Genomic DNA, 18300 nt, shown 5'->3' on the forward strand with positions numbered 1-18300 from the left:
TGCATTTCAAAGAAAAAATTTATATTTGAACACAATGACGCTAACCAACAACCACATAAAACAGATTAATCAAGGGGATATTAAGGCTTTTAAAGAGGTGTACAATAACATGTTTAAATCTCTCTGCTTATATGCTTATAAAATGTTACAAGAAGAAGATGTGGTGAGTGATGCCGTACAGGAAGCCTTTATCGTTATGTGGAACAAGCGTAAGGAATTTAATTCAATGCGTGGTGCACAGAGCTATTTGTATACGGTGGTGCGAAATAACATCATTAACGAGATAAGGAATCGTAAAAAAGAAGCAAAAGAAGCTGAAATTGCAGAAGAGATCGAATTCGATAATCAGATCACCAAGGAAGAAACCTACAAGTTGTTGCATCAAGCAATTGCCACTCTGCCCGAAAAAACTCAGAATGTGATAAAGATGTCGATGAATGGTCACACCAATCCCGAAATTGCAGAAAGACTTGATGTTTCAGTAAATACGGTAAAAACATTAAAAAGAATTGGTTACTCAAGACTGCGTGAGCAGTTAAAGGAAAACATTTTCTTATTGATTTTACTCTCCGAACTACTTGGTTAATCCTCTCTTGTTTAGATTTATTCCTTTTAAGTGAAGCGGCTTGCCGATATTCAGCAAGTAGGCTAAATTGATAACTGTACTAACTAAAGTTTGAGATTTATAGTGTTTTGAGTATTTAAAAGAGCTTAAAATACTCATTGCAAAAAAATCTGAAAAGCCTTATAGATTATAGCCCAGGGCATTGCCTTGGTGATGTATAAGAAAATGGAAAATCGTAGCATTTTATGTTGTTGATAATGGAACATACGTTTCATACGACGAAATAGGAGTAATCGAAATGAAAGGATTTTTTTTCAAAAAAATAAAACTCAGTTCACCCACCTTTATGTTTTTGCTCTATTAGTATCAAAGTGCACACAAAAATACCATTTGTAAAAATCAATTGTCAATTGAACAAATATTGCTTAAATGAATTCAGCTGAAAAATACATAAATAAGGCAAAAGAATGGGCCAAAGCAATCTTGAATGATAGTTTAGGTTCTTTGGAATTGAATGAAGAGGAGAAAAAAGATCTTCATTCACTTCGGAATGGTTCCTATTCAGAATGGCGTTCAGATTTAGAGGCAAAATTCGATGAAGAATTGGTATGGAAGAACATCGAGAGTTGTATAATAAAAGGGAAGAAAAAGACTAAAGTTATTCAATTGTTAAAATACTGGCCATCGGTTGCGGCTATTTTAGTAATTGGTTTGCTTTCTTATCAGGCTTACTTTATTTACAACGATTACCAGAGAAAACATCATGAGGCTTTAATGGTTCCAGGTCAGTCCAAAGCATATCTAGAGATCGATAATACGCATAGAATTGAATTGGGACAATTGGATACCTTAATGACATTTAATGGGACGAATTTGCAACTCAAAGCAGATCGGATTTCCTATACAGGTTTAGAAAGCAAGAATACTGAGAAGAGCTCTCACAAGTTAAGAGTTCCGCGAAATGCAGAGTATTGCATTCAGCTTGCCGATGGTAGCGTAGTGTGGGTCAATTCAGAATCTACTTTAGAATTTGATACTCGTTTCGATGGCAATAAAAGAATTGTGGATCTAAGTGGTGAGGCTTATTTTGAGGTAAAAAAAAATCCAGATCAACCATTTATTGTGAGAACCGAAAATGCTGATGTTAGAGTTCTGGGAACAAAGTTCAATGTAAGAGCTTACAATGATGAAGCCTACACAGTGGCAACTTTGAATGAGGGAAGAGTGAGAGTTCAGACCGATGAAATTAGCCAAGATCTTTGGCCGGATGAACAGTTGGTATTTGAAAATGCGACAGGAAAAATCACAAAAAAAGTAGTTGATGCAGATATTTATTCAGCTTGGGTGAATGGAAAGTTTGTATTCAAAGATCAGCGTTTGGAGGATATTCTGCATACCATAAGCAGATGGTACGATATACAGGTGTTCTTTGAGAATCAGGAATTGCAGGAAGAAAGATTCTCACTCAGCTTAAATCGAGATGCGGATATTTCGGATTTGTTAGAGCATATTGAAATGACTGAATCGGTGCAATTTGATATCAAGGGCAAAGCTTTGATTGTGAAGTGAGGTGTGGGATTCAACTGAGCTAGATGTGCAAAGATGAGTGAGTGAAGAGTTTAATGAGTGAAATAATAATAACATATTAATTGAGGAGTTCGCTTTTTAGGAGAGACCTGGAAAAGAAAAGGGGGTGATTTCAATTCAGAAAAATCAGCGATAATCATATCGATCATATATAACCTAAGTCTAAAAAAATAAAATAAAAAGAGGGAAATGATACTGCGAATATCATTTCCCTGAGATTAAATAACCCATTGTTCAATTAAATTATCTAATCATTACAAATCTATGGAAAATAATTTAGAATCTTTCCGTGTCTTGATGCGGAAAAGGATTAAAATCCTAAGAGTTATGAAAATTACCGTTCTACTTCTGCTGATTGGGATTCTACAGGTTTCGGCAAGTGTTTATTCCCAGAATGGGAGAATAAGTGTTGAAGTCAATGAAATGGAACTTTCTGATTTGCTTTGGCAATTGCAGGAAGAATCGGGAATTGTGTTTGTTTACAAAACCAAAGATTTAAAAGGAATCGATAAAGTTACTGTAAACAAGGAAGATGCTACCTTAAGTGAAATTCTGGATGAGTTATTGGAAGATACTAGTTTGGAATACAGGTTAAAAGATGATGTTGTAACGATTAAGCGAAAAGCGAAAGAAATCGATCAACAACAGCAACAACAAGATGTCAAAACGATTAAAGGAAAAGTCACCGACAAAAACGGCTTAGCCCTACCAGGAGTATCTGTTCGTATTAAAGGAACATATACAGGAACTTCTACCAATAATGATGGAATTTATGAAATAGCAGTTTCAGAAGGAGCCGTATTGGTATTCTCTTTTGTGGGGATGGAAAGTAAAGAGATTATGGTTGGCACCCAAGCCGTTATAAGTGTGGTGATGAATGAGTCTGATACACAGTTAGAGGATGTTATTGTTACTGGTTTAGGATTTTCATGGAACAAAGAAACCTTTACAGGTGCAACAACAAAAGTAACAGCTGATCAAATTAAAGAAATTAATCCTATTAATATATTTCAAGTGTTGGAGGTTATTGATCCATCTTTTCAAATTATGGAAAATGAAGAATTTGGCTCAGATCCTAATCGATTACCTGAAATTCGTCTTAGGGGTAACAGTTCTCTTCCAAATCTTTCCGATGTATACGAAGGTGACCCGAATACGCCTGTATTCATGGTTAATGGGTTTCAAAAATCGCTACAGTATGTGATGGATCTTGCACCTTCTGAGATTGAATCGATTACTTTATTAAAAGATGCAGCAGCAACTGCCATTTATGGTTCTAATTCATCCAATGGTATTGTTGTTATTGAACTTGTTCGGCCTAAAGCTGGAAAGCTCAGGGTAAACTATGCAGTATCAGCTATTGTGCAACAGCCAGACTTATCGGACTACGATATGCTAAATGCTGAGGAAAAGTTAGAAATGGAATTGATTCGTGGATATGAAGGGCGGCATACTGATTCATATAACAGTAAGCAATTCCAAATATCAGATGGTATTGATACCGACTGGCTTCGTATTCCAACCCGAACAGGAACTAACATAAGGCACTCATTAGGTATCAGCGGTGGAGCCAATGAGTTTAATTATCGTATAAGCCTAAATGCCAATCCAACAAAGGGTGTTATGAAAGGTTCTGATCGTGATAGATATTCTGGTGGGGTTACTTTAAATTACCGGACCGATAAGATACAAGTAAGCAACGACTTTAACTATGGCGAGGTTTTAGCTGAGCAATCGTTGCATTCTTCCTTTAGCCAATATGTTAGCATGAACCCTTATTACAGCCCTGTTGACAACGACGGTAATATTGTTTACAATATGGCCTTGGAAGACGATCAGAACGAAACAGTTCTTAATCCACTTTGGAATACTACAATTGGTGGTTATAATAGAACTAAGACAACATCGTTTAACGAAAATTTTAGGTTGCGTTGGCAACTAATTAAGAGTCTTGCATTAACTGGGGGAGTTTCGTATGCAAAAAGTATTAACCATGCCGAGGTATTTTTACCTTCTAAACATACCGGTTTTAATTCTATTTTAAATCCGGCAGAAAGAGGCTCTTACTCATCTAATCATAATACTACTCAGTCGTTTAACACAAGAATAGGATTGAGCTTTTTTAAGGCTTTTGGATACCATAATATAAACGCTAATGCCAACATGCAATACGATGAATCGGAATCTGAGAGTGATGGTTTTATCGCAACCGGGTTTCCTTCGCCAAAACTGGAGCACCCTCAATTTGCTGTTCAATATCAAACGGGAACCAGACCTAGCGGTTCAAGTCAATTGTTTCGTACTTTAGGTTTATTGGGAACATTCAGTTATAATTACAAATTCAAGTATTTTGCTGATTTTTCTTATCGCACCGATATTTCTTCTCAGTTTGGAGCAAACAACCGTTGGGCTGGTTTCTGGTCTGCTGGTGTGGGTTACAATCTAGATAAAGAACCCTTTATTAAGAACCTTGGCTTTGTTGAGAGGCTATCGATAAGAGGCTCTGTGGGTAATACGGGCTCAACTTCTTTTAATGCTTATCAGGCTCTGCAAGTATATAGCTATAATACCAACGAATATTATATAGGAAATGTTGTAGGAACTTCGTTAAGTGGTATTGGAAACCCAAACCTTAAATGGCAAAGGGTATTGCAAAAAAATATAAGCTTTAATGCATCTTTGTTTAACAATCTGTTTGATATTTCAGCATCCTATTATCACAATACTACAGACGACGCTATTGTTGATCAATCTATTCATTCTTATTCAGGGTTTTCTTCCTATGCCATAAATCTGGGAGGAATAATAAATAAAGGGGTGGATTTTAGCTTTAGGTCATTGCTTTACAATAAAAATTCTGTTCAGGTTTCAGTTGGTTTATCAGGCAATCGAAATTGGGAAAAACTAAAAGATTTGGGTGATACCTACTTCAATTACAACCAAAGCCAATTAAGTAACAAGAGAAACTTAACTCCGCTAAGATTAATTTACGAAGATGAGTCTACTACTGTAAGATATATAGCACATTCGCTAGGCATAGACCCTGCAACAGGAAAAGAATTGTTTTTGGACGAAAATGGCAACCAAACCTTTGAATTTACTGATGCTGAGATTATTTCTTTCGAAACAGCTCCCGATCTAAGAGGTTCTGCGAGTTTAAATTTTCGCTATAAAACATTTCGATTAGGATGTAGTTTTCAATATGGAATTGGGGGGAAAAACTTTAATTCAACAGTGTTAGGAAAAGTAGAAAATATTGGTTTAGTTTCCTCAAATGTAGACTCAAGGGCTTTTGATGAACGTTGGAGGAATCCTGGCGACATCTCATTTTACAAAGATGTGAGTGATATCGCTGCTACTTACGCATCTTCGCGTTTCTTGCAAGATGCATCATTTTTAACGTTGGGTTCTTTATCTGTTTCCTATGATTTTAATCAGGAAAGTTTAAAAAACTTAGGATTTATACGACATCTCACAATTTCGGCTGTTACCAATAACTTGTTCAGGCTATCTACAATAAGGGAGGAAAGAGGAACAATCTATCCATTCGCCCGAACATATAATTTTAGTTTAAGAATGAACTTTTAATACCTAGGTCATGCAAAAACAAATCATTTACATATTTATCATATTCACATTGGTTATTCCGATCTCTTGTGAGGATCATTTTGATATTGATCCAAAAACGGAAATTTTGGAGGAAGACCTTTTTAGTGAAGAATCAGGATATTACAACGTACTTTACGGAGTTTACCTAAAACTGAACCAGCAAAATCTTTATGGGAAAACATTAACTTATGATATCCTGGAAGATTTGGCACAATCGTATAGTGGAACTCGCTACAGAATAAGGGGATACGACTATTTTGAGCCTTTGCTTGGGCAATCGGGTATGACTGCTCATGATCGCTTTACAAGTATTTGGGAAACAATGTACAACGCAATTGCTGAATGCAATAATTTACTTGAAAACCTTGAAGCATCTCCTATTGAATTCCCGGATGGTAATCGGGAAATGGTAAAAGCAGAAGCAATGGCCATTAGGGCATTCTTGCATTTCGACCTGCTTCGGATGTTTGCTCCTTCCGTTATCTCAGATCCGGAATCTCCGGCAATTCCTTATGTCGATAACTTTTCGCTTCAGGATTTTCCACGATTAACTGTCAATCAAGTCTTGGACAAAATAATAGCCGATTTAAAGTCAGCTGAGAGCCTTCTACAGGTTCACGACCCAATTTTTATTGATGATCCTGATGCAAAGCCTACCCTCTTGGATTTGCATAATAGCAGCTTGATTAGATTTAACCGTGAAGCCAGAATGAATTATTATAGTGTGCTGGGTATTTTATCTCGTGTTCAATTATATGCCGGAAATAAGAACGAAGCATTTACTTATGCTAAAAAGGTTATTGAAGCTGATCGTTTTAGATTGCCTACAAATGCTATAGACTATAGAGACCCGATTTTAACGGGGGTATTTGCTATAAGTATCTCCTATAATGGATTAAATGGTGTATACGCCAAAGATTTTATAACTGAGACCAGAAGGGACATTACGTATTACCAGTTAGAAAGTGTATACGAAGCCGATTTAATTCGAAGTAAAGACATTCTACCCTGGAACTATAGAAACTATGGGCTCTCTGAAGAAGAATACCAACTATACGCTAGCTTTTTTTCTGAGAATGGGACTAATGATGCAAGAATATCAAGAAAAACAGGTAAAATGCTAATATGGGAAGATCTTTTAGAAATAAACGACACGCTCGATTTTGTCTCAGACAATCCAGGTGATAGAGATTATCGCTTATTTGAGAACTTCTACAAAAGTACAGAGAATTCTGGTGTTAGGTTTTTAAAATTTCCGGATTTGCTTCATGAGAATGTACCAAGTTATTTACCCTTGTTAAAGCTCAGCGAACTCTATTTAATTGCTGCAGAAGCTGCCCCTGATCTAAACGAAGGCCTAAATTATTTAAATATGCAAAGGGCATCGGCAAATGTGATGCCTTCATTGTCAGCTGATGATATTACGAGTGCAGAACTGCTTCAAGACGAAATAGAAAAAGAATACAAAAAAGAACTACTTGCCGAGGGACAATTGTTTTACTATTTCAAACGACTCAATTTAGACACTTTTAAGGGAACCAACGGAGTTACCATACGCGAGGTTGATGATGAAATTTATGTTATTCCAATCCCTACCGATCAGGGATTCTAAAATCTGATACTATGAAATATTTTGCTATAATTTTAATTACCATTTCTATATTATCTTCTTGTAACGAGGAGTTTATGAATTATAATGGCGCAAACGACTCAGTATTTTTTGAAGAAGAAAGAGATTCGGTTACAAAATCATTTGTATCCACTTCTGAGGATGAAATTACAATGGATGTCAATATCCTATTGACAGGACTAACTGTTGAACATGACAGGAAATACAACATTACCGTAGTTGCTGATTCAACATCGGCTGTAGAGGGCGAAAATGGGGATTATGTACTTGTAAATAATGACTTTACGATCTCTGGAGGTGAAATTTCAGACATGTTCAATATTAAATTCTTTAAACGAGACTATTTAAAAACCGAAACACGTACCCTTTATCTCAAAATAACTGACAGCAATGATTTAAAGGCAGGCAATGTTAACCAGCAAGATTTAAAAATTAACATTACCGACCAAGCCGTAAAACCAGACTCCTGGCCATATTCGTACAAAACTTATCATGAAATTAAGCTCAGGGTATTTTACCAAATTACCGGCTTGGAGGAGTTTCCTCCAGCAGAAGATTTTAGGAGAGGCAGTCCGAATTATGAATACCTGACAGGTACAGTTGTCAGGGCTATGACAATCTATTTCGTTGAGAACGAATTTTATGATGAGTATGGAAATAGAATAACTTTGTAAAATTTCAAAAGAAATAAAAATGAAAAATTACATTATAATAGTATTCTTACTGATTAGCATGGTTTGGATATCATGTGAAGAATACGGAATTCAAGAATTAAACCGGATTGGAATCGAGAATGATTCGATCTCAATATCCGGAGTTGATGCATTCTATGAAAAAATTGTGGGCGACCAGCTTACTATAGAACCTCAGATTACCCAAAGGGGAAATAAAGAGCTAAGTTACTTGTGGATTGCACGTTTAAGGGATGATATTGGTTTTACTGTTTTAGCAGATACTTTATCTTATGAGAAGAATTTAAACTATCCAATTAGTTTGTTTCCTCAGTTTAAGCCTTACGAGCTAGAATTCTATGCAATTGATAATGAAACACAAGTATTTAAACGAAATGTGTCGGAATTAAAGGTTTCAACTGACTTTGCACATGGGGTATTGTTATTAAATGAATTGAACAATACTGCAAAATTAGATTATATCCGTTTTGATGGAAAACTTTATGATGATGTATATGCTGCTAGCAATGGTGAAGATCTTGGGGAAAATGGATTATCCATAAAATTTACACCTACCAGTGATATATATGTCCCCACCTATATACAAATTACTTGCGCAGACAGTAGGGGTGGAGTGATGCTGAATCCTTTCTCCATGACCAAAATACATGAAACGAAAGACTTATTTGCATTTCCCCCATCAAGTATGGAATCAATCAAGTCTTACACTACGGTTCATCAAAGTGATTTAAGTATATTAACCTACAATAATAACTATTATTTTAGAAGATATTCTGAAGGCTGGGCTTCGTATGTAGGTAGTTATGCTTTAGTGGACAATCATGTGTATACCATTACATATGATTACACTTCAAACATTAATTCTAAGTTCGGATATCCTCAGTCGATTGCAGAAGGGGATATACCTGAATTTGATCTCTATCACAAAGGTTTTTCTGCAAGTACTGGATCAGTATTCTATTTTGACAAGTTAAATAAACGTTTTTTAAGTTTTGAAGCGCCAAATTCACCCTATCTCCGAACAGGAGTTTTCCCAACTTCTACTACCAATCTCAATTTTGATATAATTAATGCAGGTTGGGGTTATTCCGGTGGCCAATTTAGAAACAATACTTCTTTTTTGGTTAAAAATGAAGATGATGAATTTGAGCTTTTTGTCTCGTATAAGGGTAATGCTCCAATTTTAAGGGAAGTTTTAACCGGTACATCAACAATCTTTACAGAAGATACTCCAATTGCATTCTCAAATTACGCTCATGGCTTTTATTATGCCGACGAGGCAAATAACCTGATGTTTTATAATGCAAATGGACATTCTAATACCAACTTAGGCAATTTGGGTCAGCAAATTACAGCATTAAAAATAAGACCTCTTCCGCAACGAGATGATTTTACTAAAATGGAATCATACCGTTTGTATGTGGCCACTTATGGAGGAAGCGAAGGAACAGGTAGTGTTTATGTGTATGAAATTGACATCGAAGACAATAAAAATGTTACTCTTCTTGAATCTTATGAGAATGTAACTGATCGCGTAATTGATATTGATTATAAAATGTATTAAACATTTTTAAACCTATTTCAGGAAATCCTATTTGAGATAGGGTTTCCTGAAACCTCAAAAAGACAGAAAAACCAACAATACATTAAGCAAGGGAATAATTAGTGTTTGCAGTGCATTCATGCATTTCCTGTGGATTGACTGTAGCAGCAAACAATCAGAAATAAATTATAAAACATGAAAACTAAAAGCGTCCTATTTTTTATTGTCCTAATATTCATGGTTAATCTAGGTTATGCACAAAGCAAAATCTATTTGGTAGGAGAAAGGCATAATAATACCGATGATAATATACGAAGCAATGCGATTACCCAAGAAGCCCAAAAGGGAGATTTTTTTCTGGCTCTGGAGGGGAAAGAATTTTTAAAAGAAGATTTAAGCAAAGACTCGTTACGCATAAAAACCAGTAGGATATTTGGGGTGGAGGATCAGTTTGAACTTGACATGGTTATGGCCATGAAGTTTCGCTTGCTTTTTTACCTGTACTTAAATAATCTGGACGACGGACAGTTCAGGCTTCAAAAGGTTAATTTTATTACAAGTTTTTTGAACAGCCCGATTTTTATTGATGCCTGGAAATTAATGGATCGGCCGTTTAAAGATAAGTATGCTGAAAAAGTAGCTTTTAATATTGACCTCATTATACTGACTAAAGACTCAGAATTAAAACACCTCAACGGACCAACTCCTGAAAAAAGCTTTTCGATGAAGTTTGTCAATTCCAAGGCTTTCAATTACAACTATGCTTTTTCAATCGTAAGCAAAGAGCTGGCAGGTGCTTTTTACCAATTAGGTCAAGAAAAGAAGGATCAATATAAATACATGCCCGACCTTACACTATACCAAAAGTTTAACCAACAACCATTTAACAAGGATTTAGAGCTTGGATTTACTAACGATTTTGCTGTGAACTGGAGGAATGAAACCATTGCAAATAATATAGCTCAAATCTATAAACAGGCTAAAAGCGAGAAAAAGGACTTAAAAGTAGTTATAGGACAATTACATCTGAAAGGAATGGAAAGCATGCTCAGTGAACATACTGAAGCTGAAATAATAGTAATAAAAAGCAATTCGGCAAATAGCAAAAAAGTCGAAGAAGGCACTGAATAACCAAGGGAAAAAACAATAAGAGAACTTGAAAAAGTATAAACAATACATTATCATGAAAATACCCAAAGCAATTGGGAAACTTTATATAGCAATAGTTACATTATTGGTTATTGGGGGCTTGCAAATAACATCATCTATAGCTCAAACACCAAATACTGTTAGGATTGAAGGTATTATAAAACCCATTGAGAGCAATTTGCAACAGGTCGATATTTATTTTAGGACTAATTCTCCAAGGGTTAAATTTGAGGTAGATAGCAACTTAAGGTTTTCAGGAGACTTAAGTCTTGAAAAGCCAGACTATGTTGAATTTACCAGCAGAAAGTGCGGATTTCGGTCAGCAAAGTTCTATCTAAAACCAGGTATAAAGGTTAAGCTGGAAATTATTGAAAACACAGACCGTAAATGGGAAGTTCGTTTTATTGGAGATGGAATAAGCGATATCAACTCTTACCTTGGTAAAAAAGCACAAATCGTTGAAAAAATAAAAAGAAGCAAGGGGAAAAACATTTATCAATTAAACGGATCTGAGTTTCTAAAAACAGCCAATACTATTGAAACACAAGTTGAGGATTTGCTGAAAGAAATGAAATTAGAACCGAAATTTACAAATACTGAAAAGCAAAAACTGGAAGAAGAAAAGTTGCAAATGCTTACCAGATTTTCTTCGAATAGCGAGTTTGTAATGAGTGGGGCTCAATTGCCCGAAAATTTTGATGATGGTTTTATAGGTTATAATTTAAATACCCCACTTACCCCCGCTAAAAAAGCCATTGTTAAAAAAGCATTTGAATTGCAGGCTATACATCTATTTAAAACAAAGAATATTACATTATTCGAAGCTCAAAGAAACATTATCGAAGGTATTGATTACAAAGAAACAAGAAACTACATGATCCGATCTTTGTCAGAATATACACGTTATAGGTTGCCATCAACGAAAGAACATTTAAAATTTATAATTAATAATATTGATGATAAAGAGCTTGCCAATGGTGTTAAGACCACTTATGAGATCATATCATCAGTAAAAATTGATGATTCATATTCGCTTTTAGATAGTTTAAAAACTATTAACGACGAGTATGTCAATTTATCGGATTTCAAAGGGAAATATGTATTTCTTGGCCTTTGGTCTACCTGGATGGAACCGATTAAAAAGGAGATGGTTTACCTGAGAAAACTCGAGAAGGAATATCGCAATAAAAACATTGTTTTTGTGGGTTTATCAAAAGATGGCATAACAAATACAGAAAGATGGAAGAAACTGGTGAAAGATCTAAAGCCCGGAGGAGTTCAATTAATGATAAATAGGAATAAAAAAGAACATACAGATTTTCTGGCACATATAAAGAAAATTGGGATTTATCGTTTTTTATTATTTGACCCTAATGGCAAACTAATACACTCTTATGCCCCAAAGCCTTCAGATGAATTTTTATTGAAAGAGCTATTTAATACGCTTGATGTAAACTTAGTAAACTTCTAATAATCAAAATGCCCATAATAAGACACAGCATAATATTGAAATAAAAAATAAGAAACATCAAATTAAATAGTCATGAAAACAGGAAAATTTTATATCGCAATATTCACATTATTATTTATTGTAGGGCTGCAATTTACATCCTCTTTTGCTCAATCATCAAATTCTGTGAGAATTGAAGGTATCATAAAGCCTATTAAAGATAATTTTCAGCAGGTTGATGTTAATTTTGAGCCTATTAGTTCGCAGAGGGTTAAATTTGAGGTAGATAGCAATTTAAGCTTTTCAGTAGACTTGCCACTTGACAAACCGGACTATGTTGAATTTACTAGCAGGAAGTGCGGTATTAGGTCAGCAAAGTGTTATCTAAAACCAGGAATAAAGGTTAGGCTTGAAATTATTGAAAATACAGATCGTAAATGGGAAGTTCGTTTTGTTGGAGATGGAATAACCGACATCAACACTTACCTCGCTAAAAAAGCACAAATTGTTGAAAAAATAAAAAGAAGCAAGGAGAAAAACATCTATCAATTAAACGGATCTGAATTTCTAAAAAAAGCCAATACGATTAAAGCACAGGCTGGGAATTTGCTGAAAGAAATGAAATTAGAACCGGAATTTACAAATGCTGAAAAGCAAAAACTGGAAGAAGAAAAGTTGCAAATGCTTATCAGTTTCTCTACAAATAGCGAATTTATAATGAGTGGCGCTCAATTGCCCGAAAATTTTGATGATGGTTTTTTAAGCTATAATTTAAATACTCCACTTGCTGACTTAAAAAAATCCATTATTAAAAAATCCTTTGAATTGCAGGCTATACATATGCATAAAACAAAGAATGTTTCATTGTTCCAGGCTCATAAAAATATTATTGAAGGTGTTACTTACAAAGAAACAAGGGACTTTATCATCCGATCAATGTATAAATATACATTGTATAGAGATCCCTCATCTAAGGAATATTTAAAATTTATGGTTGATAATATAAACGATAAAAGTTACTCCAGCGATTTACAATCGATCAGTGAAAGCATTTCATCAATTAAAATGGATGATTCATATCCACCTTTAGATAGTTTAAAAACGATTAACGACGAGTATGTTAATTTATCGGATTTCAAAGGGAAATATGTATTGCTTGGCCTTTGGGGAACTTGGTGCGGTCCGTGTTTGAAGGAGTTGGTTTATATGAAAAAACTAGAGAAGCTATATCACAATAAAAACATTGCTTTTGTGGGTTTATCTATTGATGGTGCAAGATCAGAAAAAAGATGGAAGAAAATGATCAAAGGTTCAAAACCTGGAGGAGTACAATTAATAATAAATCGTAACAAAAAAGAACATACAGATTTTTTAAAATATATAAAGCTTAGAGGGGCTTCTCGTTTTTTATTGTTTGAACCCAATGGCAAGCTAATACACTCTTATGCTCCAAAGCCTTCAGATGATTTTTTACTGAAAAGCTTATTGGATTCATTAGAACTAAAACAAGCACAATCTTAATAAAAAAATGCTAAGAATAAGACACTGTATAGTTGAAATAATAAATAAGAAACTTAAAAGTAAAATACAATGGAAATATGCAAAATGACAGGAAAACTTTACAATTTCATATTCATATTATTGGTTTTTTCGAGCTTGCAAATTACATCTTCTTTTGCCCAATCATCAAATTCCGTAAGGATTGAAGGTATTATAAAACCCATTGAGAGTAATTTGCAACAGGTTGATATTTATTTTAGGCTTATTGGTTCCCCGAGGGTTAAATTTGATGTAGATAGCAACTTAAGGTTTTCAGGAGACTTAAGCCTTGATAAGCCAGAGTATGTTGAATTTAATTGCAGGAAGTGCGGAATTAATGCAGCAAAGCACTATCTAAAACCGGGTAAAAAGGTTAAGGTTGAAATTATTGAAAATACAGACCGTAAATGGGAAGTTCGTTTTATTGGAGATGGAATAACCGACATCAACGCTTACCTTGCTAAAAAAGCACATACCATCGAAGAAATAATAAAAAGAAAAGGCAAAGTCTACAATTTCTATAAATTGAATGGAACTGAATTTCTAAATGCAGCCAATACTATTGAAACACAGGTTGGGGGTTTGCTGAAAGAAATGAAATTAGAACGGGAATTTACAAATACTGAAAAGCAAAAACTGGAAGAAGAAAAGTTGCAAATGCTTATTAGGTTTCATTCAGAAAGCGAATTTGTAATGAGTGGCGCTCAATTGCCCGAAAATTTTGATGATGGTTTTTTAAGCTACAATTTAAATACTCCACTTACCAACTTTAAAAAAGCCATTGTTAAAAAAGCCTTTGAATTGCAGGCTATACATATGCATAAAACAAAGAATGTTTCATTGTTCCACGCTCATAAAAAAATAATTGAAAGTATAGATTTCAAAGAAACAAGGGATTTCATGATCCGATCTTTGGCAAGATACACACGCTATATGTTGCCCTCGCCTAAAGAATATTTAAATTATATAGTAAATAATCTTGATGATAAAGAGTTCACCAAAAGTATTGAGTCCACTTACAAGGAATTTTCATCAATTAAATTGGGTGACTCATATCCGCCGTTGGATAGTTTAAGAACCATTAACGATGAGTATGTTAATTTATCAGATTTTAAAGGGAAATATGTATTTCTTGGTTTTTGGGCTACCTGGTGTGGTCCGTGTAAAAAGGAGATGGTTTACCTTAAAAAACTAGAAAAGGTATATCACAATAAAAACATTGCGTTTGTGGGTTTATCTATTGACGCTGTAAAATCAGTTGAAAAATGGAAGAGATTGGTGAAAAAGATAAAGCCTGGAGGACTCCAATTAATAATAAATCGTGACAAAAAAGAACATACAGATTTTCTGAAATATATAAGCCTTAAAGGCATTTCTCGTTTTGTATTATTTGATCCGGAAGGCAAGCTGATACATACAGACAATCCTAAACCTTCAGAAGATTTTTTACTGAAAGAGCTATTGGATACATTGGATATAAAATAAGCACATTTCTTATAAATAAATGCCCATAACAAGGCACTGAATAATTTTGAAAAAATAACCAGGGAACTTCAAAATAAACGATCATGGAAACATGGAAAACGTTAGAAAAACCTTATAAAGGTATATTTGTATTATTGCTTATTTGCGGCTTGCAAATTACATCAGCTTTTGCTCAAACACCAAATTCTGTATGGGTTGAAGGTATCATAAAACCCATTAAAAGTAAGGCTCAACAGCGTATTAGTTTTACAAAATCAAATTTCAAAAAAGTCAGCATTACGGCAGATAGTACCTTAAAGTTTTCAGGGGAAATACCACTTGACAAACCTGATTATGTTGAGATGGTTGGTATGTACAAGATTAAAAAAAAGTTATACCTAATACCAGGGGCAACTGCTAAAATAGAAATTATTGAAATAGGTGATAGAGTTTGGGATATTCATTTAATTGGAGAAGGTGAAATTGTCGACATCAATTATTATGTCAGTAAAAAAGCACAAATCATTGAAAAAATAGAAAAAAGCAAAGGGAAAGACATCTTAAGATTAAGTGCCACTGAATATCTGGAAACGATGGTTAAAATTAAATCGCAGCTTGAAACTTTGCTTGAAGAAATGAAATTAGCACCTGAATATATAAATGCTGAAAAAGAAAAACTGCTTGAGGAAAAATTAGACAAGCTTATTAAATTCAATGCATTTGCTACTTACATTGGAACTAATACCGGATATCCCGAAAACTTTTTCGATGATTTTTTAACCTATAATTTAAATACACCTCTCACTCGCGAAAATAGATCCGTTATTAGAGAAGCGTTTAAATTGCAGGCTTTGCATAAGGCTAAAAAAAGGAATGTTTCATTATTTCAGGTTCAAAAAAATATTATTGAGGGTGTAGATTTCAAAGAAACAAGAAACGTTATGATCAAATCTATGTCAAGGTTTGTGCTAAAAGGAATGCCTACATCAAAAGAATATTTAAATTATATTGTTAGTAATCTAGATGATGAGGATTTCACTGACTATCTTCTATCAAAGTATAATTCCATTCCACCAATTAAACCTGATGATGCATATCCATCATTAGACAATCTAAAAACTATAAATGATGAATATGTAAATCTATCTGATTTTAAAGGAAAATATGTATTTCTGGACCTTTGGGCTACCTGGTGTGGTCCCTGCAAAGCACAGATACCTTACCTGAAAAAATTGGAAAAGGAATACCACAATAAAAATATTGTGTTTATGAGCTTATCTATTGATAAAGCAAAGGCAACTGACAAATGGAAGCAAATGGTGAACGACATGCAGCTTGGAGGAGTACAATTAATAATGGATTATAACAATAAAAAACATACCGATTTTCTGGCACATTTTAATGCTAAAACAATTCCTCGTTTTATATTATTTGGCCCCAATGGTAATGTCATACATCCAAACACTCCAAAGCCAGTAGATCAGGCCTTATTAAAAGAGCTATTCGACTCGCAGGAGATAAAATAAAATTGAGTTATAAATTAAACAGGAATATCATAACAAATACAATTTTTTAAACAATTAAGACACTTCAAAGTAAACAATCATGAAAATAAAAAAGATCCATACGATAACAGTTATATTATTGGCTTTTCTGAGCTTACAGTTTATTACTTCTTTTGCTCAAACACCAAATTCGGTAAGGGTTGAAGGTGTTATAAAACCCATTAAAAGTGACCGCCAACAGCGTATCAGTTTTGTAAAATCAAATTTTAAAAGATTCAGTTTTAATACAGATAGCGACTTAAAGTTTTCAGGAGACATCCCGCTTGACAAACCCGAATATTTTGAAATGAGTGGCATGTACAAACTTAAAACAACCTGTTACCTGAAACCAGGTATCAAAGTTAAAGTTGTGATTGTTGAAATAGCGCGTCATATGTGGGATTATCATTTTATTGGAGAAGGAATAACCAATATAAATACCTATTTAATTAAAAAAGCACAGATCACTAAAGGAATACAAAAAAGTTATGGAGAAGAAGACATCTATAAACTGAGTGGAGTTGATTACTTGAATGTAATGAATACGATTGAAAAGCAGGTTGGCGCTTTACTCGAAGAAATGAATTTAGAACCGGGTTTTACAAAAATTGAAAAAGAAAAACTAGCTCAATATAAATTAAATCAACTTGTTCAGTTTCCAATAGTATCTGGTTTTATGGGGTATAACACTCAATTACCTGATAATTTTTACGACGAATTTTTAAGCTATAATTTAAATATTCCATTCTCGGCACATAAAAAATTTAGCATTTCAAAAGCATTTGAGTTACAGTATTTGCAAATGGCTAAAGCAAAGAAAATATCAGTGTTTCAAGCTCAAAAGAATATTATTAAGGGTATCGATTATCACGATACAAAAGACTTCTTAATTAAAATGATGTCAAGATTTGCACTTAGTAAAATGCCCTCGTCTGAAAAATATTTAAAGTATGTGCTTAAGAATGTTGATGATGTAGATTTTACCAAGGATCTTCAATCAAAGTATGATTCTATTTCATCAATTAATATGGGAAATGCGTATCCACCCTTAAATAATATGAAGGATTTAAACGATGAATATGTAAACTTGTCTGATTTTAAAGGGAAATATGTATTCCTTGACCTTTGGGCTACCTGGTGCGGTCCGTGCAAAGCGCAGGTGCCTTACCTGAAAGAACTTGAAAAGGCATATCACGGTAAAAATATTGAATTTGTGAGCATGTCCATTGATAAACCAAATGCAGTAGACAAATGGAAAGGCATGGTAAAAAAGATGGAGCTTGGAGGGGTGCAATTGGTCATGGATCATTACAACAAAAATCACATCGATTTTCTGGAACATTTTAAAATTACAGGAATACCTCATTTTATATTATTCGACCCTAAAGGCAATGTGGTACATCCTGACACACCAAAGCCTTCAGACGAGGCTTTATTAAAAGAGCTTTTTGACACACTGAAACTAAACTAAATCTCATTTAAAAGAATATAATAGAATAGCCATGATACAACATCAGCCATATATGCA

General features: G+C 34.1%; 12 protein-coding genes. All 12 read left to right on the top strand.

Features of this window, described 5'->3' with window-relative positions; all coding sequences use genetic code 11:
- Positions 1-34 precede the first annotated feature (34 nt).
- Positions 35-586 (top strand): RNA polymerase sigma factor, encoded by a 552-nt coding sequence (locus ACO05S_RS13530; protein ID WP_421918540.1) that lies wholly within the window; start codon positions 35-37, stop codon positions 584-586.
- Positions 587-994: 408 nt separating this feature from the next.
- Positions 995-2134: a FecR family protein gene (locus ACO05S_RS13535; RefSeq protein WP_421918541.1), complete on the top strand. Its 1140-nt coding sequence runs from the start codon at positions 995-997 to the stop codon at positions 2132-2134.
- Positions 2135-2479: 345 nt separating this feature from the next.
- Complete coding sequence (locus ACO05S_RS13540) at positions 2480-5740, top strand: SusC/RagA family TonB-linked outer membrane protein (RefSeq protein ID WP_421918542.1); 3261 nt, start codon at positions 2480-2482, stop codon at positions 5738-5740.
- A 10-nt stretch (positions 5741-5750) separates the two neighbouring features.
- On the top strand, positions 5751-7373 hold the full coding sequence (locus ACO05S_RS13545) for a RagB/SusD family nutrient uptake outer membrane protein (RefSeq protein WP_421918543.1): 1623 nt from the start codon (positions 5751-5753) through the stop codon (positions 7371-7373).
- Positions 7374-7384: 11 nt separating this feature from the next.
- Positions 7385-8065 (top strand): DUF4843 domain-containing protein, encoded by a 681-nt coding sequence (locus ACO05S_RS13550; RefSeq protein WP_421918544.1) that lies wholly within the window; start codon positions 7385-7387, stop codon positions 8063-8065.
- A 19-nt stretch (positions 8066-8084) separates the two neighbouring features.
- On the top strand, positions 8085-9647 hold the full coding sequence (locus tag ACO05S_RS13555) for a PKD-like family lipoprotein (protein ID WP_421918545.1): 1563 nt from the start codon (positions 8085-8087) through the stop codon (positions 9645-9647).
- 174 nt (positions 9648-9821) lie between these two features.
- Complete coding sequence (locus ACO05S_RS13560; RefSeq protein ID WP_421918546.1) at positions 9822-10757, top strand: hypothetical protein; 936 nt, start codon at positions 9822-9824, stop codon at positions 10755-10757.
- A gap of 52 nt (positions 10758-10809) precedes the next feature.
- Positions 10810-12246 (top strand): TlpA family protein disulfide reductase, encoded by a 1437-nt coding sequence (locus ACO05S_RS13565; protein ID WP_421918547.1) that lies wholly within the window; start codon positions 10810-10812, stop codon positions 12244-12246.
- Between the two features lie 72 nt (positions 12247-12318).
- Complete coding sequence (locus ACO05S_RS13570; RefSeq protein ID WP_421918548.1) at positions 12319-13746, top strand: TlpA family protein disulfide reductase; 1428 nt, start codon at positions 12319-12321, stop codon at positions 13744-13746.
- A gap of 69 nt (positions 13747-13815) precedes the next feature.
- A complete protein-coding gene (locus ACO05S_RS13575; protein ID WP_421918549.1) occupies positions 13816-15249 on the top strand; it encodes a TlpA family protein disulfide reductase in 1434 nt (477 codons plus the stop codon).
- 83 nt (positions 15250-15332) lie between these two features.
- Positions 15333-16754 (top strand): redoxin family protein, encoded by a 1422-nt coding sequence (locus ACO05S_RS13580; RefSeq protein WP_421918550.1) that lies wholly within the window; start codon positions 15333-15335, stop codon positions 16752-16754.
- 79 nt (positions 16755-16833) lie between these two features.
- Positions 16834-18243 (top strand): TlpA family protein disulfide reductase, encoded by a 1410-nt coding sequence (locus tag ACO05S_RS13585; RefSeq protein ID WP_421918551.1) that lies wholly within the window; start codon positions 16834-16836, stop codon positions 18241-18243.
- Positions 18244-18300: the final 57 nt, after the last annotated feature.

Source organism: Marinifilum sp., assembly GCF_965230805.1.
Lineage (GTDB): Bacteria > Bacteroidota > Bacteroidia > Bacteroidales > Marinifilaceae > Marinifilum.